The 23,496-nt window shown below is 65.5% G+C and carries 21 protein-coding genes; 7 read left to right on the forward strand and 14 right to left on the reverse strand.

Annotation, left to right across the window (positions count from 1 at the left end; translation table 11 throughout):
- The first annotated feature begins 18 nt into the window (after positions 1 to 18).
- Entirely contained in the window at positions 19 to 1,251 is a 1,233-nt protein-coding gene (locus AC1ZV1_RS03850; RefSeq protein ID WP_484295575.1) for an MFS transporter, read from the forward strand.
- A gap of 71 nt (positions 1,252 to 1,322) precedes the next feature.
- Here the strand turns inward: AC1ZV1_RS03850 and holA are convergent, their stop codons facing one another.
- The 3 genes from holA to leuS all read right to left on the reverse strand — a co-directional run bounded on the left by holA (position 1,323) and on the right by leuS (position 5,713).
- Positions 1,323 to 2,360 carry a DNA polymerase III subunit delta gene (holA, locus tag AC1ZV1_RS03855; protein WP_484295576.1) on the reverse strand — a complete coding sequence of 346 codons (1,038 nt, stop codon included), beginning with the start codon at positions 2,358 to 2,360 and terminating at the stop codon, positions 1,323 to 1,325.
- A 36-nt stretch (positions 2,361 to 2,396) separates the two neighbouring features.
- Positions 2,397 to 3,011 (reverse strand): LPS-assembly lipoprotein LptE, encoded by a 615-nt coding sequence (locus AC1ZV1_RS03860; RefSeq protein ID WP_484295577.1) that lies wholly within the window; start codon positions 3,009 to 3,011, stop codon positions 2,397 to 2,399.
- An 80-nt stretch (positions 3,012 to 3,091) separates the two neighbouring features.
- Positions 3,092 to 5,713 (reverse strand): leucine--tRNA ligase, encoded by a 2,622-nt coding sequence (gene leuS, locus AC1ZV1_RS03865; protein ID WP_484295578.1) that lies wholly within the window; start codon positions 5,711 to 5,713, stop codon positions 3,092 to 3,094.
- 235 nt (positions 5,714 to 5,948) lie between these two features.
- Here leuS and AC1ZV1_RS03870 point away from each other — a divergent pair, with 235 nt between their 5' ends.
- Both AC1ZV1_RS03870 and AC1ZV1_RS03875 read left to right on the forward strand, forming a co-directional pair.
- The gene (locus tag AC1ZV1_RS03870) at positions 5,949 to 6,380 is read left to right on the forward strand and encodes a hypothetical protein (protein WP_484295579.1); all 432 of its coding nucleotides are present in this window, start codon (positions 5,949 to 5,951) and stop codon (positions 6,378 to 6,380) included.
- A gap of 46 nt (positions 6,381 to 6,426) precedes the next feature.
- Positions 6,427 to 7,188, forward strand: a complete 762-nt coding sequence (locus AC1ZV1_RS03875) for a YdcF family protein (RefSeq protein WP_484295580.1) — start codon at positions 6,427 to 6,429, stop codon at positions 7,186 to 7,188.
- Positions 7,189 to 7,237: 49 nt separating this feature from the next.
- On the opposite strand, the gene lnt is transcribed toward AC1ZV1_RS03875, so the two are convergent.
- The 5 genes from lnt to miaB all read right to left on the reverse strand — a co-directional run bounded on the left by lnt (position 7,238) and on the right by miaB (position 12,738).
- Complete coding sequence (lnt, locus tag AC1ZV1_RS03880; protein ID WP_484295581.1) at positions 7,238 to 8,770, reverse strand: apolipoprotein N-acyltransferase; 1,533 nt, start codon at positions 8,768 to 8,770, stop codon at positions 7,238 to 7,240.
- A 206-nt stretch (positions 8,771 to 8,976) separates the two neighbouring features.
- On the reverse strand, positions 8,977 to 9,816 hold the full coding sequence (locus AC1ZV1_RS03885) for an HlyC/CorC family transporter (RefSeq protein WP_484295582.1): 840 nt from the start codon (positions 9,814 to 9,816) through the stop codon (positions 8,977 to 8,979).
- A gap of 20 nt (positions 9,817 to 9,836) precedes the next feature.
- Positions 9,837 to 10,298, reverse strand: a complete 462-nt coding sequence (gene ybeY / locus AC1ZV1_RS03890; RefSeq protein ID WP_484295583.1) for an rRNA maturation RNase YbeY — start codon at positions 10,296 to 10,298, stop codon at positions 9,837 to 9,839.
- Positions 10,291 to 11,295: a PhoH family protein gene (locus AC1ZV1_RS03895; RefSeq protein WP_484295584.1), complete on the reverse strand. Its 1,005-nt coding sequence runs from the start codon at positions 11,293 to 11,295 to the stop codon at positions 10,291 to 10,293. The genes ybeY and AC1ZV1_RS03895 overlap by 8 nt, the downstream gene beginning before the upstream one ends.
- Before the next feature lie 105 nt (positions 11,296 to 11,400).
- Positions 11,401 to 12,738 carry a tRNA (N6-isopentenyl adenosine(37)-C2)-methylthiotransferase MiaB gene (miaB, locus tag AC1ZV1_RS03900; protein WP_484295585.1) on the reverse strand — a complete coding sequence of 446 codons (1,338 nt, stop codon included), beginning with the start codon at positions 12,736 to 12,738 and terminating at the stop codon, positions 11,401 to 11,403.
- A gap of 137 nt (positions 12,739 to 12,875) precedes the next feature.
- On the opposite strand from miaB, the gene AC1ZV1_RS03905 reads away from it, so the two are divergent.
- On the forward strand, positions 12,876 to 13,208 hold the full coding sequence (locus tag AC1ZV1_RS03905; protein WP_138216935.1) for a DUF1820 family protein: 333 nt from the start codon (positions 12,876 to 12,878) through the stop codon (positions 13,206 to 13,208).
- An 82-nt stretch (positions 13,209 to 13,290) separates the two neighbouring features.
- On the opposite strand, the gene AC1ZV1_RS03910 is transcribed toward AC1ZV1_RS03905, so the two are convergent.
- From AC1ZV1_RS03910 to AC1ZV1_RS03925, 4 genes are all read right to left on the reverse strand, one after another.
- The gene (locus AC1ZV1_RS03910; protein WP_017521798.1) at positions 13,291 to 13,833 is read right to left on the reverse strand and encodes a tetratricopeptide repeat protein; all 543 of its coding nucleotides are present in this window, start codon (positions 13,831 to 13,833) and stop codon (positions 13,291 to 13,293) included.
- Positions 13,834 to 14,061: 228 nt separating this feature from the next.
- Complete coding sequence (gene hemL, locus AC1ZV1_RS03915; RefSeq protein ID WP_484295586.1) at positions 14,062 to 15,348, reverse strand: glutamate-1-semialdehyde 2,1-aminomutase; 1,287 nt, start codon at positions 15,346 to 15,348, stop codon at positions 14,062 to 14,064.
- Positions 15,349 to 15,389: 41 nt separating this feature from the next.
- The gene (thiE, locus tag AC1ZV1_RS03920; RefSeq protein ID WP_484295587.1) at positions 15,390 to 16,019 is read right to left on the reverse strand and encodes a thiamine phosphate synthase; all 630 of its coding nucleotides are present in this window, start codon (positions 16,017 to 16,019) and stop codon (positions 15,390 to 15,392) included.
- A 43-nt stretch (positions 16,020 to 16,062) separates the two neighbouring features.
- The gene (locus AC1ZV1_RS03925; RefSeq protein ID WP_484295588.1) at positions 16,063 to 16,860 is read right to left on the reverse strand and encodes a hydroxymethylpyrimidine/phosphomethylpyrimidine kinase; all 798 of its coding nucleotides are present in this window, start codon (positions 16,858 to 16,860) and stop codon (positions 16,063 to 16,065) included.
- A gap of 207 nt (positions 16,861 to 17,067) precedes the next feature.
- On the opposite strand from AC1ZV1_RS03925, the gene AC1ZV1_RS03930 reads away from it, so the two are divergent.
- Positions 17,068 to 19,458: a hybrid sensor histidine kinase/response regulator gene (locus AC1ZV1_RS03930; protein ID WP_484295589.1), complete on the forward strand. Its 2,391-nt coding sequence runs from the start codon at positions 17,068 to 17,070 to the stop codon at positions 19,456 to 19,458.
- Between the two features lie 67 nt (positions 19,459 to 19,525).
- Here the strand turns inward: AC1ZV1_RS03930 and AC1ZV1_RS03935 are convergent, their stop codons facing one another.
- On the reverse strand, positions 19,526 to 20,545 hold the full coding sequence (locus AC1ZV1_RS03935) for a branched-chain amino acid aminotransferase (protein ID WP_484295590.1): 1,020 nt from the start codon (positions 20,543 to 20,545) through the stop codon (positions 19,526 to 19,528).
- Positions 20,546 to 20,920: 375 nt separating this feature from the next.
- Positions 20,921 to 21,736: an IclR family transcriptional regulator gene (locus tag AC1ZV1_RS03940; protein WP_484295591.1), complete on the reverse strand. Its 816-nt coding sequence runs from the start codon at positions 21,734 to 21,736 to the stop codon at positions 20,921 to 20,923.
- A gap of 141 nt (positions 21,737 to 21,877) precedes the next feature.
- Between AC1ZV1_RS03940 and AC1ZV1_RS03945 the strand changes: the two genes are divergently transcribed.
- Both AC1ZV1_RS03945 and AC1ZV1_RS03950 read left to right on the forward strand, forming a co-directional pair.
- Entirely contained in the window at positions 21,878 to 22,264 is a 387-nt protein-coding gene (locus AC1ZV1_RS03945) for a Zn-ribbon domain-containing OB-fold protein (RefSeq protein ID WP_484295592.1), read from the forward strand.
- The gene (locus AC1ZV1_RS03950; protein WP_484295593.1) at positions 22,261 to 23,412 is read left to right on the forward strand and encodes a thiolase; all 1,152 of its coding nucleotides are present in this window, start codon (positions 22,261 to 22,263) and stop codon (positions 23,410 to 23,412) included. The genes AC1ZV1_RS03945 and AC1ZV1_RS03950 overlap by 4 nt, the downstream gene beginning before the upstream one ends.
- The last annotated feature ends 84 nt before the right edge of the window (positions 23,413 to 23,496 follow it).

Genomic DNA, 23,496 nt, shown 5'->3' on the forward strand with positions numbered 1-23,496 from the left:
CCCGGTTGGAGATGTGTCATGGAGCCATGGTCCCCGACCCAGCGCAATGTGGTGATCGCTTCGGTGCTCGCCTGGACGCTGGATGCCTTCGATTTCTTCCTGCTGGTCTTCGTTCTCACCGATATTGCCCAGACTTTCCATGTCGACCTGCCGCAGGTGTCGCTGGCGATCCTGCTGACCCTGGCGGTACGCCCCATCGGCGCGCTGCTGTTCGGCCGAGCGGCCGAGCGCTACGGGCGGCGGCCGGTGCTGATGGTCAACATCCTGATCTACTCGCTGCTGGAGCTGGCTTCGGCGTTCTCGCCGAACCTGACGACCTTCCTGATCCTGCGGGTGGTCTATGGCGTGGCGATGGGCGGCATCTGGGGCGTGGCGTCGTCGCTGGCGATGGAGACCATTCCCGAGCGTTCGCGGGGCATGGTGTCCGGGCTGTTCCAGGCCGGCTATCCGGCGGGCTACCTGATCGCCTCGATCATCTATGGCCTGTTCTTCGAGGTGCTGGGCTGGCGCGGGATGTTCATCGTCGGCTGCCTGCCGGTGGTGCTGGTGGCATTCATCTGGTTCAAGGTGCCCGAGTCGCCGATCTGGCTGGCGGCGCGTGAGCGCAAGGAATCGACGCCGCTGTGGCCGGTGCTGCGCAGCCAATGGAAGTTGTGCCTGTATGCGGTGGTGCTGATGGCCTGCTTCAACTTCTTCAGCCACGGCACGCAGGACCTGTATCCGACGTTCCTCAAGGTGCAGCACGGGTTCGATACGCACACGGTCAGCCTGATCGCAGTGGCCTACAACATCGCGGCGATCCTGGGGGGCATTCTGTTTGGCAGCCTGTCCGAGCGCATCGGGAGGAAGAAGGCGATCATCTGCGGCTCGGTGCTGGCGCTACCGGTGCTGCCGCTGTGGGCATTCAGCCATGGCGCGGTGGCGCTGGGCATTGGCGCCTTCCTGATGCAGTTCATGGTGCAGGGTGCGTGGGGCGTGATTCCGGCCTACCTCAACGAACTGGCGCCGGTGGGCACCCGTGCGGTGCTGCCGGGATTCGTCTACCAGTTGGGCAACCTGATCGCCTCGGTGAACGCCCCGCTGCAAGCGGAGATCGCCAAGAGCTACAGCTACGGCACGGCGATGGCCATCGTTGCCGGCGTGGTGGCGGTTCTGATCTGCGTGCTGATCAGCACCGGCCGGGACACGCGCGGCGTGGCGCTGGACCGTGCCGATGGGCAGGCGCATCGAGCGCTACCGGTGCGGCCGTGAGGGCCATGCGCCAATGGTAGGAGCACCCCATAGGGGCGATGGCGGGCAGGGCCCGCTCCTATAGAGGGATCTCAGGCCGAGGGCAGGCTGATGCGCTGGCCGGCGACCAGCAGGGCGAGGCGGGCGAGGCTGTTCCAGACGTTGCCGGGGGCCTGGCCCTTGATCTGTGCATCGATCAGCTGGGCGTCCTGCAGCATCTGGTTCCAGCGTTGCGCGGTGTGCCGCTGCAGGGCCTTGCTCATCAGCGGGCGGCGTTTGTCCCAGATGGGCGGTCGGGCCTGGCTGAAGGCCTTGTCCAGCGGGACGCCCTGGCTGAACTGCTGGGCGAGGCTGGCGAGCACGCGAACTTCACGGGCCAGGGCCCAGAGGATCACCGGCGGTTCGACGCCTTCGCCACGCAACCCTTCGAGCATGCGCAGACAGTGGGCGGCTTCGCCGTTCAGCGCGGCATCGATCAGGCCGAAGACGTCGAAGCGCGCGCTGTCGGCGACAGCGGCCTGCACGGTGTCGGCGTCGATCTGCTGGCCGTCGGCGAGCAGCTTGAGTTTCTCGATTTCCTGGGCGGCAGCCAGCAGGTTGCCTTCGACTCGCGCGGCGATCAGGTCGACCGCTTCCTGGCTGGCGGCGAGGCCGGCCTGGGACAGGCGCTGGCGAATCCACTGCGGCAACTGGTGCGCGTCGATAGGCCAGATCTGGATGAACTGGGCGGCATCGCCATCGATCAGGGCCTTGGCCCATTTGGTCTTCTGCGTGCTGCCGTCGAGCTTGGGCAGGCTGACCAGCAGGACGGTGTCCTCCGGCGGGCGCTGCAGGTATTCCTGAAGAATCGCCGCCCCCTTGTCGCCGGGCTTGCCGGATGGCAGGCGCAGTTCGATGAGGCGCTTTTCGGCGAACAGCGAAAGGCTGGCGCCGGCTTCCAGCAACTGGCCCCAGTCGAAATTGGCTTCGGCGTTGAACACCTGGCGCTCGCCGAAATCACGCTGGCGGCAGGCGGCGCGGATGGCGTCGCAGGCTTCCTGGCAGAGCAACGGTTCGTCGCCGCTGACGACGTAGACGGGCGCGAGGTTGCCTTGCAGGTGCTTGGCGAGTTGTCCGGGATTGAGCTTCATGATGAGAAAGGGGCCGGTTGGCCGGCCCCTTGTCGCTTACTGCGCTTTCGGGAATTCGATCGGCGACTGCTGCGGCTGAGACTTGGCAGCCTCGTCCGCGGCCTTCATCGCATCGGCTTCAGCCTTGGCCTTGGCTTCTGCCTTGGCCTGCAGGTCGTCGAGCTGGGCCGGGGTGATCAGCTGCAGGCGGGTAACCATCTGCTGGACCAGGTCGCGGCGCATTTCGTTGCGAATCTGCTGGGCTTCCTGGTCGGAACCGATCAGGTTGTTCTCGTCCTGTACATAAACCTTGCGGACCTGCACCTGGTTGGCGAGCAGCAGCAGGTTGTCGGAGCCGCGGATCTCGTAGCTCAGGGTGTTGGTCAGTTCGTTTTCCGCACTGCGGGCCGAGCTGGTGTAGCTGACGCTGCGGCTGGTCACGTCTTCGCGAGCGAGGATCAGGTGGTACGGCGCGCGGGAGACGACTTTCACACCGCTGCCTTCAAGCACCTGCTTGAGCTGCGTAACGGTTTCGCCATAGGCATTGCGCGCGCTCACGTCGATTTCCTTGAGCGCAAAGTTCGTATCGCCCAGGCCGCGCAGTTGGAAACCGCAGGCGCTCAGCACGCTGGCCAGGCCGATCAGCGCGAGGCTGGTCAGGATACGTTTCATCAAGCTTCCCTCACTCCTGTTGATCCGGTATGCCCGTGGCGAAGGTGCCACGGGCGAATGGGTCTTTTCCAGCGTTGCGTTTAGTTGGCGACGATATTGACCAGCTTGCCGGGCACCACGATGACCTTGCGAATGGTCAGGCCGTCGGTGAAGCGCAGCACGTTCTCGTTGGCGCGGGCAGCCGCCTCGACGTCCTCGCGGCTGGCGCTGGCGGGCATGTCGATGTGACCACGCAGCTTGCCGTTGACCTGTACCACCAGTTGCAGGCTGTCCTGCACCAGGGCGGCCTCGTCGACCTGCGGCCAGCTGGCGTCGATCACGGCGCCGTCCTTGCCCAGCTCCTGCCAGATCACGTGGCAGATGTGCGGGGTGATCGGGGCGAGCAGCAGGGTGACGGTTTCCAGGCCTTCCTGCAGCAGGGCGCGGTCGGCGGCGGATTCTGCCGGGGCTTTCTCCAGCACGTTCATCAGGGTCATCACGGCGGCGATGGCGGTGTTGAACTTGTGGTGCTGGCCCACGTCCTGGCTGGCCTGGCGGATGGCCAGGTGGATGGCGCGGTGAATGGCTTTCTGTGCGTCGTCCAGCGCGGACTTGTCCACGGCGCCGGCAGGGCCAACGTTGACGTGGGCCTGGGCCAGACGCCAGACACGGCGCAGGAAGCGGTTGGCGCCTTCAATGCCGGAGTCGGACCATTCGCAGCTCATGTCCGGCGGCGAGGCGAACATCATGAACAGACGGCAGGTGTCGGCACCGTAGGCGTCGATCATGGCCTGCGGGTCCACGCCGTTGTTCTTGGACTTGGACATCTTCTCGGTGCCGCCGATTTCCACCGGCAGGCCGTCGGTCTTCAGGCGTGCGCCGATGACCTTGGCCTTGGCATCACGCTCGACTTCCACGTCCGCCGGGTTGAACCATTCCTTGCCACCGTTGGCAGCGACGCGGTAGTAGGTCTCGGCGACCACCATGCCCTGGGTCAGCAGGTTCTTGAACGGCTCGTCGGAGTCGATCAGGCCTTCGTCGCGCATCAGCTTGTGGAAGAAGCGCGCATAGAGCAGGTGGAGGATGGCGTGTTCGATGCCACCGATGTACTGGTCGACCGGCAACCAGTAGTTGGCGGCCTTCTTGTCCAGCATGCCGTCTTCGAACTGCGGGCAGGCGTAGCGGGCGAAGTACCAGGACGACTCGACGAAGGTGTCCATGGTGTCGGTTTCGCGCTTGGCCGGCTGGCCGCATTTCGGGCAATTGCATTCGTAGAACGACGGCAGTTTGGCCAGCGGCGAACCGGCGCCATCCGGTACCACGTCTTCGGGCAGCACCACCGGCAGCTGGTCGGCCGGGACCGGCACGTCGCCACAGCTGTCACAGTGGATGATCGGGATCGGGCAGCCCCAGTAGCGCTGGCGGCTGATGCCCCAGTCGCGCAGGCGGAACTGCGTGCGCTGCTGGCCGAGGTTCTTGGCGGCGAGGTCGGCGCCGATGGCGTCGAACGCAGCCTGGTAGCCCAGGCCATCGTACTTGCCGGAGTTGACGGTGATGACGCTCTCGTCCTTCAGGCCGTACCACTCTTTCCAGGTACCGGCTTCGAAGTCGTTGTCGCCTTCTACCTTGGCGATCACCTGGACGATCGGCAGACCGTACTTGTTGGAGAACTCGAAATCGCGCTCGTCGTGTCCCGGCACGGCCATCACAGCGCCTTCGCCGTAGGTCATCAGAACGTAGTTGGCGATCCACACCGGCAGCTTGTCACCGGTCAGCGGGTGTTCGACGAACAGGGGAGTGGCAACGCCTTTCTTCTCCTGGGTGGCGATGTCGGCTTCGGCGACGCCGCCGCGCTTGCACTCGTCGATGAACGCCTGCAGCGACGGATCGCGCTCGGCGGCCAGGGTGGCCAGCGGGTGCTCGGCGGCCACGGCGACGTAGGTGGCGCCCATCAGGGTGTCCGGACGGGTGGTGAAGACCTTCAGCTGGCCGGCTTCGCCGATGGAGGCCTGGTCATAGGGGAAGGCGATCTCCATGCCGCGGGACTTGCCGATCCAGTTGCGCTGCATGGTCTTGACCTGTTCCGGCCAGCCCGGCAGGTCGTCGAGGCTGGACAGCAGCTCTTCGGCATACGCGGTGATCTTGAAGTAGTACATCGGAATTTCGCGCTTCTCGATCAGCGCGCCCGAACGCCAGCCACGGCCGTCGATGACCTGTTCGTTGGCCAGTACGGTCTGGTCCGCCGGGTCCCAGTTCACGGTACCGTTCTTGCGGTAGATCACGCCCTTCTCGAACAGGCGGGTGAACAGCCACTGTTCCCAGCGGTAGTAGTCCGGCTTGCAGGTGGTGACTTCGCGGGACCAGTCGATCGCCAGGCCCAGGCTGTTGAGCTGGGACTTCATGTAGGCGATGTTGTCGTAGGTCCAGGCCGCCGGTGCGACGTTGTTCTTCATCGCGGCGTTTTCCGCCGGCATGCCGAACGCGTCCCAGCCCATCGGTTGCAGGACGTTCTTGCCCTGCATGCGCTGGTAGCGGCTGATCACGTCACCGATGGTGTAGTTGCGCACATGCCCCATGTGTAGCTTGCCGCTCGGATACGGGAACATCGACAGGCAGTAGAACTTCTCCTTGCCGGCGACTTCGTCAACGCGGAAGGAGTTGTGTTCGTTCCAGAATTTCTGGGCCTGGGATTCGATCTCGAGGGGCTGATATTGCTCGTGCATGGCGCGATTTGAACCTGTACGGAAAAGAAGTGTGCAGCCGGAGAGGTCGAGTGGCCCTCCGCTGGACCGACCCCTGAGAAGACGCAGGCCGGGCGGCTACAGAAAGCCTCGTAGCATACATGACCCCCACCCGAGCCGGTAGCCCGCGCCGTTTGTCGCGCGCTCGGTGTGGCACGGGGTGGGCCGCTAAGCTTTGCCTGAGGGCGGGAGGTTTCCGCCTGTCTTGAGGTGACTGATGGCTGAGCTGCATCGCGCAAGTGCTTCGGGTTCCGGTCTGTATGAACGGTTGTTGCAACGGCTCGCGCTGGCCCTGGATGAGGCTGATACCGCAGAGCGACTACGTGATGAATGCCCCGTGGAACTGGAGTTGCGCGGTTTGAGCAGTGCCGAGATGGAGTTGATCAGGGCGTATCTGGACCAGGACGTGAACTGGCTGCGCGGCTGGCATGCCGCGGCGGAAGAGCTTGCCCTGCTGGAACGCGCCCCGGCCCGTGTGCCGCGGCATGTGCGCCAGCCCGTGCCGCCCAGTCGCCCGCGCCTGGTGGCGCGCCCGCAGCAGCTGCAATGCGCGCTCTGTGGTTCCCCCGTGGCCTGGAGTCGCAATCAGGGCGTACTGCCCTGCACGTCCTGTGGTTCGCAGCTGTTTCGCAACGCGAAGGCACGCTGATATCCCCTCGATCCGTTAGGCTTGGCGCCTCGACAAGGAGTCGCCAATGCCTATCCGCTTCATCCTCAAACAGATTTTCATGCCGCCGGGACTGCTGCTTCTGTTGCTGCTGCTGGGCTTTGTCCTGCGCCGGCGCTACCCGCGTTTCTCGGTGTTCTGCTTCTTTTCCGGTTTCCTCGGCCTGCTGGTGATGAGCCTGCCGGTGACGGTGGAGTGGGGCGCGCGCCAGCTGGAGCAGCAGGACCCGCTCAAGCCGGCGGAATGGTCAGGTCTGGCGCAGCGTGCCGACGCCATCGTGGTACTGGGCGCGGGCCGGGTGCGCGGGGATCGTGCCTGGGATGAGGACCAGCCCGGCCTGATGGCCCGCGAGCGCATTCGCTACGCAGCACGTCTGGCCAAGGCCAGTGGCCTGCCGGTGCTGACCTCCGGTGGCCTGCATTACGGCACGCCGCCCTCCGAGGCGCGGATCATGGCGCAGAGTCTGCTGGACGATTACGGCGTGCCGGTACGCTGGGAAGAGGGGCGCAGCCGCACGACCTGGGAGAATGCGCAGTTCAGCGCCGAGGTGCTGCGCGAGGCAGGTATCCGGCGGGTGGTGCTGGTGACCAGTGCCAGTCACATGCCACGTTCCATCTGGAGTTTCGAGAAGGCCGGGCTGGACGTGGTGCCGGCGCCCTCGGGCTATATCGGCACGGACGACGTAGTGCCGATGGGCGGTTGGCTGCCTGAGGGGCGGGCGATCTGGCAGAGCGGGCAGTTGCTCAACGAGGCGATCGGGCTGGTCGGCTACCGGCTGTTCTATCACTAGCGGACTGTATGAAAAAAGGGCCTCGCAATGAGGCCCTTTTTCGTTGGCATCAGCCGAACAGGCGGCGTTCTTCCGGGTGCGTGCGGCGACGCACCAGCGCCCACACCAGCAGCACCGCGCTGAGAATCGCCAGCGGCCAGACGCGCCACTTCAGGTACGGCGTCAGGCCCTGCATCGGCACCACGTCGCCGTGCAGTACGCCCTGTTGGAACTGCGGGATCTGCACCGCCAGCTTGCCGAACGGGTCGATCAGCGCGGTGACGCCGTTGTTGGTGCCGCGCACCATCCAGCGGCCGGCCTCCAGCGCGCGCATCTGCGCCATCTGCAGATGCTGCAGCGGGCCGATGGAGGTGCCGAACCAGGCGTCGTTGCTGATGGTCAGCAGCAACTGGCTCTGCGCTGCAAGTTCGGCAGCGAATTCGGGGTAGACCACCTCGTAGCAGATGTACGGCGCCACGGCGTAGCCCTTGGCCTTGAGCAGCGGCTGGTCGGCCGGGCCGCGGGCGAAGTCGGACATGGGCAGGTCGAAGAAGCTGATCAGGCCGCGTAGCAGGTCCTGCAGCGGGACGTACTCGCCGAAGGGCACCAGTTTCTGCTTGAGGTAGTTGCCGCTGCCTTCGCCGACCACGGTGATGCCGTTGTAATAGCGGATACCGTCGGCGGTCTTCTCGCGCACCGGTACCCCGGTGATGAGCGCTGCCTTCTTGGCGGTGGCGACGCCGTTGATCATTTCGAGGTAGCCGGTGGCCTGGTCCTTGAGCACCGGCACGGCGGTCTCCGGCCAGACGATCAGGTCGACGTCGTTCTGCTCGGCGGTCAGGTCACGGTACAGCTCGAGCTGGTGGGTGATGGCCTTCGGGTCCCACTTCATTTCCTGGGCGATGTTGCCTTGCAGCGCGGCGACCTTCAGCGGAGCGCCGGCCGGTGTGGTCCAGGCGTGGCCCTTGTAGCCCAGGCCCACGGCCCAGGGAGCCATCAGCAGGACCAGGCCGGCGACCAGGCGTGCGGGGCGTCGGGTCAGGGCCGGGATGTTGATGATCAGCGCGCCGCTCAGAGCGATGCCGAACGACACCAGCCAGACGCCACCCAGCGGGGCGAGGCCGGCCAGCGGGCCGTCCAGCTGGCTATAGCCGGCGTAGAGCCAGGGGAAGCCGGTGAGGAACCAGCTGCGGAACAGTTCCAGCACTACCCACAGCGCGGCAAAGGCCAGCGCGTCGCTGATCGGTGCGTTGTTGCGACGGAAGAACTTCGCCCAGACCCACGCGGGCAGGGCGAAGAAGAACGCGACGCCGGCACTGAATCCGCCGACCAGGAAGCCGGCCAGCGGGCCGGACGCGCCCCCGAAGTTGTGGATGCTGAAGTAGATCCAGCTGGTGCCGGCGATAAAGGCGCCGAAGCCGTACCACCAGCCGCGCCACAGCGCCGAACCGGCAGTGGTGCCGCGCAGGCCGAGGTAGAACAGGGCCAGCGACAGCACCGCCAGCGGCCAGTAGCCGAACGGGGCCAGGGTCAGCGGGGTGAGCGCGCCAGCGGCCAGGGCGAGCAGGTGGCCTGGCAGGCCGGGGCGGGTGATCCAGCGCATCGGGAATCCTTGTTGCGGTTAAGCGATGCGCAAGAGTAATGGAGAGACGAACGGTAGGCTATGGGGATGAAAGCCAAAAGCCATGAGCTGACTGCGGCGGGATGTTGCAGGGCGCGGAGGGTGTGGCGGTACGGATTGGCTCAGGAGGGCGTGCGCGTTTCCCTGCAGGGGCGGGCCATGTCCGCTCCTGCAGGGATGGCAGTGGCTCAGTCCTGCAGCGGCGTGAGACGCAGCAGGTGCAGCCGGCGGCTGTCCGCGTTAAGCACACGGAAGCGGAAACCACCCAGTTCGGTGGTCTCGTTGCGCTTGGGCAGGTGGCCGAAGGCGCTCATCACCACGCCGCCGATGGTGTCGAATTCTTCGTCGGAGAAGTCCGCGCCGAAGAAGTCGTTGAAGGCTTCCACCGGGGTCAGTGCCTTGACGATGAAGTCACCGCTGGGCAGTGGCTTGATGTAGCTGTCTTCCTCGACGTCGTGCTCGTCCTCGATGTCGCCGACGATCTGCTCCAGCACGTCCTCGATGGTCACCAGCCCCGCCACGCCGCCGTATTCGTCGATGACGATGGCCATGTGGTTGTGGTTGGCGCGGAACTCGCGCAGCAGCACGTTGAGACGCTTGGACTCGGGCACGAAGGTGGCCGGCCGCAACAGGTCCTTGATATTGAAGGCGTGCGAACCGTCGTGAAGGATCAGCGGCAGCAGGTCCTTGGCCAGCAGCACGCCCATGACGTCATCGAGGCTCTCGCCCACCACCGGGTAGCGCGAGTGCGCCGCCTCGATGATCGCCGGCAGGAATTCGCGCGGCGTCTGGGTAGCCTTGATGCTGATCATCTGCGAGCGCGGCACCATGATGTCGCGTACCTGCAGGTCGGCGACCTGGATCGCCCCCTCGACGATGGACAGCGCTTCGCTGTCCAGCAGCTTGTTGTCGTGGGCTTCGCGCAGGAGCTCCAGCAGCTCCTGGCGGTTTCTCGGCTCATGGGCAAAAGCCTGGGTGATCTTGTCCAACCACGACTTGTGCCCATTGCTCGATCGGTCTTCGCTCATCTTTCCTTGCTCAGTGGCTTTTATTCTTCATCGGCCGCGTACGGGTCCGGATGACCCAGTTCGGCCAGCAATTCCCGTTCCAGACCTTCCATTTCGTCGGCTTCGGCATCGTCGATGTGATCGTAGCCGAGCAGGTGGAGGCAGCCATGGATGACGAGGTGGGCCCAGTGGGCCTCGGCGGACTTGCCCTGTTCGGCAGCCTCGCGGGTGACCACGGGTGCGCAGATCACCAGGTCGCCGAGCAGCGGGATGTCCAGCAGCTCATCGGGGACATCGGCGGGGAAGGACAGCACGTTGGTCGCGTAGTCCTTGTGTCGCCAGGTCTTGTTCAGTTCGCGCCCTTCGGTTTCGTCCACCAGGCGAATGGTGAGTTCCGAATCATTCTGGCGCTGGCGCAGGGCCAGTTCGCACCAGCGCCGGAAATCGGCTTCGCTCGGCAGGCAGGCCGCTTCGGAAGCGACCTGCAGGTCCAGTTCAAGCATGCTTGTTGCCCTGGCCTTCGGCGTTGCCGTGCAGACGGTTCTCGTAGGCGTCGTAGGCATCGACGATGCGCTGCACCAGCGGGTGGCGCACCACGTCCTTGGACTTGAAGTGGGTGAAGCTGATACCGGGGACGTCGCGCAGCACTTCCATCACGTGCTTCAGGCCCGAGCGGGTGCCTTTGGGCAGGTCGACCTGGGTGACGTCGCCAGTGATCACCGCGGTGGAGCCGAAGCCGATCCGGGTGAGGAACATCTTCATCTGTTCCATCGTGGTGTTCTGGCTTTCGTCGAGGATGATGAAGCTGTTGCTCAGCGTGCGGCCGCGCATGTAGGCCAGCGGCGCGACTTCGATCACCTGGCGCTCGATCAGCTTGGCCACGGTTTCGAAGCCGAGCATCTCGTACAGCGCGTCGTACAGCGGGCGCAGGTAGGGGTCGATCTTCTGCGACAGATCGCCGGGCAGGAAGCCGAGCTTCTCGCCGGCCTCGACCGCCGGGCGCACCAGCAGGATGCGGCGGATCTGCTCGCGCTCCAGGGCGTCCACGGCGCAGGCCACGGCGAGGTAGGTCTTGCCGGTGCCGGCCGGGCCGATGCCGAAGTTGATGTCGTGGTCGAGAATGGCCTTCACGTAGCGCTGCTGGTTCGCACCGCGCGGGCGGATGTGCGCCTGGCGGGTCTTGAGTGTGATCAGCGGGGCGACGGGTTCGACGGCGAGGTCTTCCAGTCCGGATTCCTGCAGGAACAGGTGGACCATGTCCGGCGTCAGCTCGGTGCCGTTCTGCGCTTCGCGGTAGAGCCGCTGCAGGAGGTTTTCGGCCGCTTGGGTGCGCTCGGGGGTACCGACCAGTTCGAACTGGTTGCCGCGGTTGCGGATCTCGATGCCGAGGCGCTTCTCGATCTGGTGCAGATGTTCGTCGAACTGGCCGCACAGGTTGGCGAAGCTGCGGGCCTCGAAGGGCTCGAGCATGAAACGATGGATATCCAGGGGGGCGTTCAAGGTGTTGTCTAAGTCGCCGTGCTTCAAAGGGAGATGGTCGAAGAATAACCCCACGCGACCGAGTACGAAAGTTCAGTCGCCGCCGGGTTATTCAGCGGTTGATTGTCAGTGGCGTGGTTCCACGAGCGTCGCACGCAGGGAATTGGGCAGCGCCTCGTAGATTTCAACGTCGACGAACTGGCCGATCAGGCGCGGATTGTCGCAGCGGAAGTTGACCACGCGGTTGTTCTCCGTGCGGCCTTGCAGTTGGCCCGGATCGCGCTTGGCGAAGTCGGTGACGAGGATCCGCTGGATCGTGCCGACCATCCGTCGGCTGATCTCGAAGCCCTGTTGATTGAGGCGGCTGTTGAGGATCAGCAGGCGCTGCTTCTTCACGTCCTCCGGGGTGTCGTCGACGAGGTCGGCGGCCGGGGTGCCCGGGCGCGAGCTGTAGATGAAGGAGAAGGAATAGTCGAAGCCGACGTCTTCCACCAGCTTCAGGGTCTGTTCGAAATCCTTCTCGGTCTCGCCGGGGAAGCCGATGATGAAGTCCGAGCTGATGCAGATGTCCGGCACCGCAGCCTTCAGCTTGCGGATGCGCGATTTGAACTCCAGCGCGGTGTGATTGCGCTTCATGGCCGCGAGGATGCGGTCGGAGCCGGCTTGTACAGGCAGGTGGACGAACTTCACCAGTTGCGGCACGTCGGCGTGGGCGGCGATCAGCGCATCGGAGAATTCCAGCGGGTGCGAGGTGGTGTAGCGGATGCGCTCGATACCATCGACCTCGGCAACCACGCGGATCAGCTCGGCGAAGTCGGCGATGCGCCCGTCGTGGGTCTGCCCGCGGTAGCCGTTGACGTTCTGGCCCAGCAGGGTGACTTCCTTCACGCCGTTCTCGGCCAGGTGGATCACCTCGGCGAGCACGTCGTCGAACGGGCGGCTGACTTCCTCGCCTCGGGTATAGGGCACTACGCAGAAGGTGCAGTACTTGCTGCAGCCTTCCATCACCGAGACGAAGGCGGTGGGGCCGTCGACCCGCGGCTCGGGCAGGCGATCGAACTTCTCGATTTCCGGGAAGGACACATCCACCTGCGGTTTGCGGGTGGTGCGGGCGGCGTCGATCATTTCCGGCAGACGGTGCAGGGTTTGCGGACCGAACACCACGTCGACATACGGCGCACGCTCGCGGATCGCCGCGCCTTCCTGGCTGGCCACGCAGCCGCCGACGCCGATCACCAGGTTCGGGTTCTGCTGCTTGAGCGTGCGCCAGGCACCCAGCTCGGAGAACACCTTCTCCTGTGCCTTCTCGCGAATCGAGCAGGTATTGAGCAGGATGACGTCCGCCTCTTCGGCTTTCTCGGTGATTTCCAGGGCCTGGTGTTCACCCAGCAGATCGGCCATGCGCGAGCTGTCGTACTCGTTCATCTGGCAACCGTGGGTCTGGATGAAAAGCTTCTTGGCCATGGAACCTGTCTTGAGCTGGTTAAAAAATGACCGCGCATTATATGCCTCGCCGCTTGTGTCTACCAGCGGCGGCACGTGGGGGATGGCTGCCTGTGTTATGCTGCGTGCCCTTTTTGCAAAGCTGTCATCCTTCGTTCATGAGCAAGCGCGAGAACCCGATCTACAAGGTGGTCTTCCTCAACCAGGGCCAGGTGTACGAGATGTACGCCAAGCAGATCTACCAGAGCGATCTGTGGGGTTTCCTGGAAATCGAGGAGTTCGTCTTCGGCGAGCGCACCCAGGTGGTGGTAGACCCCAGCGAGGAGAAGCTCAAGGCGCAGTTCGACGGCGTCATCCGCAGCTTCGTGCCCCTGCACTCGATCATCCGCATCGACGAAGTGGAGCGCCTGGGCACCGCGAAGATCAGCGAGGCCAAGCCCAGCGGTAACGTGATGCCGTTCCCCATGCCGATGCCCGGCAAGGACAACTGATCCCCCGACTTTTCTGTAGGGGCGCGCCATGCGCGCGATCGCGGGCGTGGCCCGCTCCTGCAGGTATCTACCGTGGTGTGAATCAGGGCAGAGGCGAGAACGGCGAGTTGCCGGCGGTCTGCAGTTCGATCAGGTAGTTGCGGAAGATCTGGCCGAGTACCTTGGTGGCGATGTCCAGCTCGTCCTTGTTCATCTGCTCGGCGACCAGGTCGGCGCTGTCCATGGCGTCTTCGGCGCCGTTGACCGCAGCCATCTTCAGCACGATGTAGGCCTGCACGTTGTTGGCCTTCACGCCTTCGCCACGGAAGAACATGGTGCCCAGGCGCAGTTGTGCGTCGGCGTGGCCTTGCAGTGAAGCCTTCTCGTACCAGTGCAGGGCGGCCTGGAAGTCGCGCGGTGCGCGTTCGCCGGTGTAGAAGAATTCCCCCAGTTCGAACTGGGCCTGGGCATCGCCGGCGTTGGCGGCTTGCTGGCAGCTGGCCAGTGCCTGCTGCAGCTGTTCCGGCACGGTGTTCAGGGTGCAGCGTCCGGTGGCTGGAATCAGCAGCGAGTTGCCGCCCGCCTGAGTGAACAGGGGCAGTGCGAGCAACAGGCAACCCAGCAGGGTGCGACCGGAACGGTACATGGGGAGAAACGGCCTCCAGAATCGGGGCGGGTAAAACCCGGCCGGCGAAATGCGCCAGCCTTCACATTATGAAATAAGCAGGCGCTTCCTTACAAAGTCTTTACCTTCTTTTCTGTTTTTTTACTGGAAACGGCGGGCGCGGCGGGGCGTGGTGACGTGGGAATAAAGCCCCGAAAGCATCGGGGCAGAGCGGAAGGCGCCCGGATGGGCGCCTTCGCGAGGGGCTTTTTACTTGAGTGCGGTGAAAGCGCGCTCGGCAGCATCCAGGGTCAGTTTCAGCTCGGCTTCGCCATGGGCGATGGAGGTGAAGCCGGCCTCGAAGGCGCTAGGAGCCAGGTAGACGCCGGAATCCAGCATCAGGTGGAAGAAGCGCTTGAAGCGTTCGGCATCGCTGGTCATCACGTCGTCGAAGGTGACGATGGCGTCGGCGCCGGTGAAGTACAGGCCGAACATCGCGGCACCCGCCTGGGTGGTCACGAAGGGGATGCCGGCGGCGTCGGCGCGCTCCTGCAGGCCTTGCAGCATGCGGGTCGTATAGGTGGTCAGCTCGTCGTGGAAACCGGGGCGGCTGATCAGGCGCAGGGTGGTGAGGCCGGCGGCCATGGCCAGCGGGTTGCCCGACAGGGTGCCGGCCTGGTAGACCGGGCCGAGCGGGGAAATCTGCTCCATGATCTGGCGCTTGCCGCCGAAGGCGCCCACCGGCATGCCGCCGCCGATGATCTTGCCGAAGGTCGACAGGTCCGGGGTGATGCCGTAGTGGGCCTGGGCGCCGCCCAGGGCCACGCGGAAGCCGGTCATCACTTCGTCGAAGATCAGTACCACGCCGTGCTGGTCGCACAGGCGGCGCAGGCCTTCGAGGAAGCCCGGGGCCGGCGGCACGCAGTTCATGTTGCCGGCGACCGGCTCGACGATGATGCAGGCCACGTCCTTGCCGACTTCAGCCAGGGTCTTCTCCACCGCGGCGATGTCGTTGTAGGGCAGGGTCAGGGTGTGCTTGGCGAAGGCCGCCGGTACGCCCGGGGAGTTCGGTACGCCGAAGGTCAGGGCGCCGGAACCGGCTTTTACCAGCAGGCTGTCGGAGTGGCCGTGGTAGCAGCCTTCGAACTTGATGATGCTGTCCCGGCCGGTGTAGCCGCGGGCCAGGCGGATGGCGCTCATGGTGGCCTCGGTGCCGGAGCTGACCATGCGCACCATGTCCATGGACGGAACCAGGGAGCAGACCAGGTCGGCCATTTCCACTTCCAGCGCGGTCGGCGCGCCGTAGGACAGGCCGTGGTCGAGTTGCTTGCGCACGGCGTCGAGGACGTCCGGGTGGCTATGGCCGAGGATCATCGGGCCCCAGGAGCCGACATAGTCGACGTAGCGCTTGTCATCCTCGTCCACCACGTAGGCGCCTTCCGCGTGCTTGAAGAACAGCGGGGTGCCGCCGACGCTCTTGAACGCGCGCACCGGCGAGTTCACGCCACCGGGGATGTGTTTCTGGGCATTGGCGAAAAGCGTTTCGGAACGGGACATGGTGTACCTCGCGAAGCTGTGAAGGGCTGGGCGCGTGGCGCTCAGCGGGTTTCGAAGAGTTGGCTGAAGGCGCGGGCGCGCTGTTCGACTTCGGCCGCAGAGTCGGCGGCGAACAGGGCGTGGATCACGGCGATCATGTCGGCACCGCGGGCGATCAGCGCGGGCGCGTTTTCCAGGGTCACGCCGCCGATGGCCACCAGCGGCACATTGAAGCGGGCCTTGGCCTGCTCCAGCAGCTCGGGGCTGGCGGCGGAGGCGCCGGGTTTGGTCTGGGAGGCGAAGAAGCGGCCGAAGGCGACATAGCTGGCGCCTTCCGCGATGGCTTTTTCGGCCAGGTCGAGGCTGGCGTGGCAGGTGCCGCCGATGATGGCCGCGCGGCCGAGCAGGGCGCGGGCCGCGGCCAGCGAGCCATCGGTCTGCCCCAGGTGCACGCTGACGCCCAGGCGTGCAGCCAGTTCGGCGTCATCGTTGATCAGCAGTGTGGCGCCGTAGCGCGCGCAGAGGTCGCGCAGGGCTTCGCCTTCGCGCAGGCGGCGCGAGGCGTCGTCGGACTTGTCGCGGTACTGCAGCAGTTTGGCGCCGCCCTTCAGGGCGGCTTCGACGTAGGGCAGCAGGCGGCCGCCGTCGAGCAGTTGGCTGTCGGTGATGGCGTAGAGTCCGCGCAGTTTCATCACAACCTCGATCAGGGTGCCCGTCGCAGCGGGCACTGGAGCATTAAGAGCAGAAATCCAGCGGCAGGCGGCGCGGCACGTACTGGCCGTGCCCGGGTGCTTCGGCGTCGCGCAGCGTGCGCCAGGTGTAGTCCAGGGCGCTGCGCACCGCGCTGACCAGTTCCTCGCCCAGGGCCAGGCGGCCGGCGAGGGTGCTCGCCAGGGTGCAGCCCGAGCCGTGGTAGCTGCCAGGCAGGCGCTGGCAGGTGAAGGTGTGGCGCTGGCCGTCTCGGGTGTACAGGCGATTGTGCACTTCCGATTCGTCGCCATGGCCGCCGGTGATCAGCAGGGTCTGGATATACGGCAGCAGCTTGTCGGCGCACTCGTCCGCGGTGCCGTTGGGCAGTTCGGCGAGGATGCGCGCTTCGGGCAGGTTCGGCGTGGCAACTGCGGCAATCGGCAGCAGGCGTTCGCGCATGGCGTAGCCGACATCGTCCTTGCCCAGCGAGCCACCGCCGCCGGCGCGCAGTACCGGGTCGCAGACCAGCGGGATGCCCGGCAGGGACTGCATGATCTCGACGACCGTGTCGACCATCTGCACCGAGCCGAGCATGCCCAGCTTGACGGCGGCCACCGACAGGTCGGCGATCACGGCGTTGGCCTGGGCCAGCACCCACTCGCGGTCGAGCACGCGGAAGTCGGAAACGTTGACGGTATCCTGAACGGTCAGTGCAGTGACGGCGGGCGCCGCGTGGCAGCCTTGGGCGATCAGGGCTTCGATGTCGGCCTGCAGGCCGGCGCCACCACTCGGGTCGTGGCCGGACAGGCAGAGCACTACGGGACGGGAGGCAGGTGTTTTCATGGCGCGGGAGCTTATCACCAAAACGTGTCGCTGAGCTGACCGAACGGTCCATTGCGCATCGCCCGGACGCGCCCTGCCCGAATGGTCGAATGCCACGTGGCACAAGGCCTGTGCTAGAGTTCGCCGATTCCAACACACGCCACCACGGTGCGCCAAAGCGGGAGATGGGGATCTCCGGCGCGGCTGTCGGCGGCACTGCGGGGCACCATGCGGCACTGGCTGATCTTCCTGATCCTTTTCATTCTCTCGCCAGTGGCGAGCGCCATCAGCTTCGACGAGCACGTCGGACAACTGCCTCTGGGGCGGGCGATGGATGTCTTCGAGGACGTACGCGGCACGGCCGATATCGCCGAGATCAGCTCGCCGGCGCTGGCCGCCAGTTTCCGTCGCCACGAGCGCGATGTGCTCAATGCCGGCTATTCACGCTCGGTGTTCTGGCTGCGTTTGGACCTGGACTACCAGCCGAAGGTCTCGTCCGATCCGGCCAACTGGCTGCTGGAGCTGGCGTATCCGCCGCTGGACAAGCTCGACCTCTACCTGCCCGACGGCCATGGCGGCTTCACGCTGGCCCAGCGCACGGGCGATACCTTGCCGTTCGATAGTCGGCCGATCCGCCAGAACAACTACCTGTTCGACCTCAAGCTGGAGCCGGGCAAGCCGCTGCGCGTCTACCTGCGCCTGGAGAGCCAGGGCTCGATCCAGGCGCCGCTGACGCTCTGGTCGCCCAAGGCCTACCTGGAGGAACAGCCGGGGCGCATCTATGTGCTGGGCATCATCTACGGCGTGCTGCTGGTGATGCTGATCTACAACCTGTTCATCTTCCTCAGCGTCCGCGACACCAGCTACCTCTACTACATCCTTTATATAGCCTCGTTCGGCCTCTACCAGATCTCGGTCAACGGCGCGGGCATCGAGTACTTCTGGCCGAACAACCCCTGGTGGGCCAATGCTTCCACGCCTTTCCTGATCGGCTCGGCCGGCCTGTTCGGCTGCCAGTTCGCCCGCAGCTTCCTGCACACCCGCGAACACAGCCTGTGGATCGACCGCATCCTGCGTGTGCTGATGGGCGTCGGTGCGCTGGTGATGGTGCTGGCGTTGACCGTCAGTTATGCCGTCGCCCTGCGCCTGGCGACCTACCTGGCGCTGGCGTTCACCGTGGTGATCTTCACCGCCGGCATCGTCGCCTGGCTGCGCGGCATGCGCGTGGCGCGCTACTTCATCTTCGCTTGGAGCGCCTTCCTGCTCGGCGGGATCATCAACACGCTGATGGTGCTGGGCTTGCTGCCCAATGTGTTCCTCACCATGTACGCCAGCCAGATCGGCTCTGCGCTGGAGGTTGGCCTGTTGTCCCTGGCGCTGGCGGATCGCATCAACGCCATGAAGGAGGAGCGCACGCGCATCCTTCAGGAGACCAGTCGCAAGCTGGAGCAGCTGAACCTGGAGCTGGCCAGCAGCAACCGCCTGAAGGACGAGTTCCTCGCCACCGTCACCCACGAACTGCGCACGCCGATGAGCGGGGTGATCGGCTCGCTGGAGCTGATGCAGACGGTGCCCATGGACGTCGAGCTGGCGCAATACCACAAGACCGCCACCGGCTCGGCGCGGGACATGATGCGCATGGTCAACGACATCCTCGCGCTGATCGAGCTGCAGGCCGGCAAGCTCTACCCGCGCCGCGAGCCGTTCAGTCTGCGCGGCCTGTGCGATGGCCTGCGCGCGCAGTACGCACTGCGTGCCGAAGAGCGCGGGCTGCGCTTTGTCCTGCAGTTGGACGAGAGCCTGCCCGATACTCTCGAAGGCGACGCCGGCAAGCTGGCCCAGGCGCTCGGCTACCTGATCGACAACGCCATCAAGTTCACCCACCAGGGCGGCGTGAACCTGCGCGTCGGCGGTGTACCGAACAGCGAAGGGCTGGCGCTGCGCATCGAGGTGCAGGACAGCGGCATCGGTTTTTCGACGCCGTCGGATGGTGCGCTGTACCAGCGCTTCTTCCAGCTCGACGGCTCGCTGACCCGCGAATACGGCGGCCTGGGGATCGGCCTGGCGCTGTGCCGCAAGCTGGTCGCGCTGCTGGGCGGTACGCTGGCTCACGAATCCATGCCGGGGCAGGGCAGCCGCTTCGCTCTCGACTTGCAGGTCGGTCAGCCGGTGCAGAGCATCGCTCCGCCGCCGCGTCGTGCGGGCGGCCAGGTGTTGCGCAGTCCCGACCAGTGCACCGTGCTGGTCGTGGAGGACAATGCCATCAACCAGTTGGTGATCCGCGGCATGTTGCTCAAGCTGGGGTACCGCGTGCGAACTGCCGACAATGGTGCCGAAGCCATCGAACTGCTGCGCCGGGAGGCTATCGATACCGTGCTGCTGGACTGCCAGATGCCGGTGATGGACGGTTTCGCCACCTGCCGGGCGATCCGCACCCTGCCGCGTTGCGCGGACCTGCCGGTGCTGGCGATCACCGCTCACAGCCATAGCGGCGACCGCGAACGCTGCCTGGCGGCCGGGATGAGCGACTACATGGCCAAGCCGGTGAAGTTCGAGGAGTTGCAGGCACTGTTGCATGACTGGCTGCTGTGCCAGCCGGCGCTGCCCAGTCCCGCGTGAATGGCTGCGGCTGAAATGAAAACGCCCGGCATCTGCCGGGCGTTTTCGTTGGGGCTGCGGGTCAGGGTCAGACCTTGACGACCCAGCCTTCCGGGCCTTCCACGTCACCCTTCTGGATGCCGGTCAGCTCTTCGTAGAGGCGACGGGTCACCGGGCCGACGTCGTCGCGGCTGAAGAACACGTGCAGGTTGTCCTTGTACTGGATGCCGCCGATCGGCGTGATCACCGCTGCGGTACCGCAGGCGCCGGCCTCCTTGAAGCGGGCCAGGTCGTCGATCTGCACGTCGCCTTCGATCACTTTCAGGCCCAGGCGCTGTTCGGCCAGTTGCATCAGCGACAGGCGGGTGATGCCTGGCAGTACCGAGCTGGAGCGCGGGGTGACGAACTCGTTGTCGTGAGTGATGGCGAAGAAGTTGGCCGAGCCCACTTCCTCGATGCGGCTGTGGGTGGCCGGGTCGAGGTAGATGCAGTCGGCGAAGCCGTCTTTCTTGGCCTGGGCGCCCGGCATCAGGCTGGCGGCGTAGTTGCCACCGACCTTGGCGGCGCCGGTGCCGTTGGGAGCGGCGCGGTCGTAGGTGGAGATCACGAAGTCATGGGGCTTCATGCCGCCCTTGAAGTAGGCGCCGACCGGGATGCAGAACACCGAGAAGATGAATTCCGGAGCCGGGCGGACGCCGATGTTGTCGCCCACGCCGATCACGAACGGACGCAGGTACAGCGCGCCGCCGGAACCGTACGGCGGAATGAAGCGCTCGTTGGCGCGTACGACCTGCTTGCAGGCCTCGATGAACTGCGCTTCGGACACCTGCGGCATCAGTACGCGGGCGCAGCTGCGAGCCATGCGCGCGGCGTTCTGGTCCGGGCGGAACAGGTTGATCGAGCCGTCCTTGCAGCGGTAGGCCTTCAGGCCTTCGAAGCACTGTTGGCCGTAGTGCAGGGCGGAGGAGCCCTCGCTGATGTGCAGGGTGTTGTCTTCGGTCAGCTTGCCGTCGTCCCACAGACCATCGCGCCAGTGGGAGATGTAACGGAAGTCGGTCTTGATGTAATCGAATCCGAGCGTGCCCCAATCGATGTCTTTCTGTTCCATGGTTGCCTCAATTCAATGGGATTACCTGCGGCTGCCGCGAGCCATGCAAGGTCGGCGTGCATCCGGGCAGAGGGTTTGGCGGGCTCTGGCGGCGGGCTGCCCGAATCGGCGAGGGATTCGGGTGCGTGGCGGGAACGGTGTTCTCCGCGGGATGGTCACCGCCAGGACTCCATCAAGACTTGCCATGATACCGGCGATAGTCGCGGCTGTGGGCCCCCGCCCGCGAATATCGCTGCCATCAGTCGCATCGGGAGTGCGGCGACACGGGCTGCCGGCGCGCGGCGTATCGCCGTGTGGTGTCGCGTCGGCGCTGTTGCGCCTGCCGAAGTCATCCATCTTAAGGAATGGTATTTCGAATGATGAATGATCTTCGGGCTATTCCGTTGGGCTGGCGATGCTCTGCGGGAACAGCGAGCGGCTGATGAAGCGCGCTGTCTCATGCAGGCTGGCGCCGATCTGCTCCAGCTTCTCGCGGTCGTGCTGGGCGCTGATGCCGATGCCGGAAATGATGAAGCGTGGCTGGCGGTCGTGGTCGATGATGGCGCTGGCAACCATGCTGACGCCGCGATAGAGGTGATTCTGGTCGATGGCCCAGCCACGCTCCAGGGTGGCGGCGGCATCGCCGCAGTACTCCTCGAAGCTCGGCGGACTTTCCCAACGTACGCGGGTCAGTCGACGGCGCAGCTCATCGTCGGGAAGGCTGCGCAGGCCGGCGATGCAGCGCCCGGCAGCGCCCGCCAGCTCCGGCAGGCGCGAGCCGACGGCGACGTTGACGTGCGCCACGGTCGGTGCGGACACGGCGATCACGCGGATGTGCGCGTCGTCGGTGACCTGCCACAGGGCGATCAGAATGTGGTGATTGGTGCTCAGGCGCTCCAGCTCCGGCTGGATCAGGTCGGCGTAGCTGCGGCCGATGAAGCTCACTGCCAGTTCCGACAGGCCCAGGCCCAGGCGATAGGTCTTGGTCTCGTTGTCGAACGAGGTCAGCTGCTCGTTGCTCAGCGTACGCAGGATGTTGAAGGTGGTGCTCGGGCTGATGCCGGTGGCGCGGGCGATGGCGGTCGCGCCCTCGGGGCCTTCGGCGTTGGCCAGGTGACGGAGGATCTGGATGGCGTTCACCACGGCGCCGACATCCTTGGCGTTGCCGGTGCGTTTGCTGCTGGCTTCTTCGACGGTCTTTTCAGTGGTCATATTCTGTATTCTGATTGACATTCAGTATTGTGAATGTATTCTGGCCCTGCGACGCCTGCAACGGCTTCAGTGAAGCTGGCTTGGCATGGGCGGTAACGCACTTTGCAACAAAGGCAGAACAAGAACAAAGGAGAAACCTCGATGGTGGATTTCCCCGACCGCAACATGCCAGGGCCGGAGGCGCAGTACCTCGCCTTCCTCGCCCAGGGGCGCTTCATGTTGCAGCGCAGCGCCTCCACCGGCCGGCACGTGTTCTACCCGCGCACCCAGGTGCCCGGCAGCGGCGAGACGGACCTGGAATGGGTTCCCGCCAGTGGCCTGGGCACCCTGTATGCCCTGACCGTCAACCGCGCCCGCAGCGGTGACTACAACGTCGCCCTGGTCGACCTTGACGAAGGTGTGCGCATGATGTCGCGCATCGAAGGCCACCTCAGCCTGCCCATCGGCACCCGCGTCAAGGCGCGCATCGCCCAGCAGGACAGCGGCCCCGCCGTGGTCTTCGAGCCCCTGGCGGAGGTGCAGGCATGAGCCAGGTCCTGCGCGGCAAGACCGCCATCGTCGGCATCGGCAGCGCCGGTATCGGCGAAGCCCACGGCTACAGCGCCATGGAACTGCTCGGCCAGGCCTCGATGAAGGCCATCGCCGACGCCGGGCTGAAGCTCTCGGACATCGACGCGGTGTTTTCGGCCACCAGCTCCCACGCCTTCCCGACCCTCTCGGTCTGCGAGTACCTGGGCATCAAGCCGAAATTTGTCGATGGCACCAACGTCGGCGGCTCCAGCTTCGAGCTGCATCTATTGCAGGCGACCCTGGCCCTGGAGGCCGGCCTGTGTGACGCGGCGCTGATCTGCTACGGCTCCAACCAGCGCACCGCCGGCGGCAAGCTGGTGTCGATGAGCGAGCCGCAGTGGCACGAGACGCCCTACCAGCCGCGCCACCCGATCACTGCCTATGCACTGGCCGCCAGCCGGCACATGCATCAATACGGCACCACCCGTGAGCACCTGGCCGAAGTCGCCGTGGCCGCGCGCGGTTGGGCCAACCTCAACCCCGAGGCCTTTGCGCGCGGCCCGCTGAGCATCGATGAGGTGCTCGCTGCTCGGATGGTCAGCGACCCGCTGAGCAAGGCCGACTGCTGCCTGGTCACCGATGGTGGTGGCGCCTGCGTGATGGTGCGCGCCGACCGCGCGCGGGACCTGCCCAAGGCGCCGATCTATTTCCTCGGCGCCGCCGGCGCGCAATGGCACCGCTCCATCGTCGCGATGCCCGACCTCACCGTGACCGCGGCTTCGGAGAGCGGCCCGCGCGCCATGCAGATGGCCGGTGTGACGCACGCGGACATCGATCTGGTGATGGTCTACGACGCGTTCACCATCAACACCATCCTCTTCCTCGAGGACCTCGGATTCTGCCCCAAGGGCGAGGGCGGCCGCTTCGTCCAGGGCGGGCGCATCGCCCCCGGCGGCGAGCTGGCGGTGAACACCAACGGCGGCGGGCTGTCCTGTGTGCATCCGGGCATGTACGGCATGTTCCTGATCATCGAGGCGGTCACCCAGTTGCGCCGCCAGGCCGGTGAGCGCCAGTTGCAGAAGGCCGACGTGGCGCTGCTGCACGGCAACGGCGGCACGCTGTCCAGCCAGGTCACCGCGCTGCTCGGCACCCAGAACGTGCTCTGAGATTTGGGTTCAACGCTCCCGGTGGTCGTTGCAGACGGCCCGCCGTGGATGCACTCGCCCTCGCGCCGGCATACAAACCGCCGG

Source organism: Pseudomonas sp. BB438 (genome assembly GCF_057180225.1).

Coding starts and splice junctions, on each gene's coding strand:
- AC1ZV1_RS03950 (WP_484295593.1), top strand. CDS start 22,261: ATGAGCCAGGTCCTGCGCGGCAAGACCGCCATCGTCGGCATCGGCAGC.
- AC1ZV1_RS03860 (WP_484295577.1), bottom strand. CDS start 3,011: ATGAAACGTATCCTGACCAGCCTCGCGCTGATCGGCCTGGCCAGCGTG.
- thiE (WP_484295587.1), bottom strand. CDS start 16,019: ATGAAACTGCGCGGACTCTACGCCATCACCGACAGCCAACTGCTCGAC.
- AC1ZV1_RS03940 (WP_484295591.1), bottom strand. CDS start 21,736: ATGACCACTGAAAAGACCGTCGAAGAAGCCAGCAGCAAACGCACCGGC.
- ybeY (WP_484295583.1), bottom strand. CDS start 10,298: ATGCTTGAACTGGACCTGCAGGTCGCTTCCGAAGCGGCCTGCCTGCCG.
- AC1ZV1_RS03935 (WP_484295590.1), bottom strand. CDS start 20,545: ATGGAACAGAAAGACATCGATTGGGGCACGCTCGGATTCGATTACATC.
- hemL (WP_484295586.1), bottom strand. CDS start 15,348: ATGTCCCGTTCCGAAACGCTTTTCGCCAATGCCCAGAAACACATCCCC.
- AC1ZV1_RS03875 (WP_484295580.1), top strand. CDS start 6,427: ATGCCTATCCGCTTCATCCTCAAACAGATTTTCATGCCGCCGGGACTG.
- AC1ZV1_RS03885 (WP_484295582.1), bottom strand. CDS start 9,816: ATGAGCGAAGACCGATCGAGCAATGGGCACAAGTCGTGGTTGGACAAG.
- AC1ZV1_RS03870 (WP_484295579.1), top strand. CDS start 5,949: ATGGCTGAGCTGCATCGCGCAAGTGCTTCGGGTTCCGGTCTGTATGAA.
- holA (WP_484295576.1), bottom strand. CDS start 2,360: ATGAAGCTCAATCCCGGACAACTCGCCAAGCACCTGCAAGGCAACCTC.
- lnt (WP_484295581.1), bottom strand. CDS start 8,770: ATGCGCTGGATCACCCGCCCCGGCCTGCCAGGCCACCTGCTCGCCCTG.
- AC1ZV1_RS03905 (WP_138216935.1), top strand. CDS start 12,876: ATGAGCAAGCGCGAGAACCCGATCTACAAGGTGGTCTTCCTCAACCAG.
- AC1ZV1_RS03850 (WP_484295575.1), top strand. CDS start 19: ATGGAGCCATGGTCCCCGACCCAGCGCAATGTGGTGATCGCTTCGGTG.
- miaB (WP_484295585.1), bottom strand. CDS start 12,738: ATGGCCAAGAAGCTTTTCATCCAGACCCACGGTTGCCAGATGAACGAG.
- leuS (WP_484295578.1), bottom strand. CDS start 5,713: ATGCACGAGCAATATCAGCCCCTCGAGATCGAATCCCAGGCCCAGAAA.
- AC1ZV1_RS03930 (WP_484295589.1), top strand. CDS start 17,068: ATGCGGCACTGGCTGATCTTCCTGATCCTTTTCATTCTCTCGCCAGTG.
- AC1ZV1_RS03910 (WP_017521798.1), bottom strand. CDS start 13,833: ATGTACCGTTCCGGTCGCACCCTGCTGGGTTGCCTGTTGCTCGCACTG.
- AC1ZV1_RS03925 (WP_484295588.1), bottom strand. CDS start 16,860: ATGAAAACACCTGCCTCCCGTCCCGTAGTGCTCTGCCTGTCCGGCCAC.
- AC1ZV1_RS03945 (WP_484295592.1), top strand. CDS start 21,878: ATGGTGGATTTCCCCGACCGCAACATGCCAGGGCCGGAGGCGCAGTAC.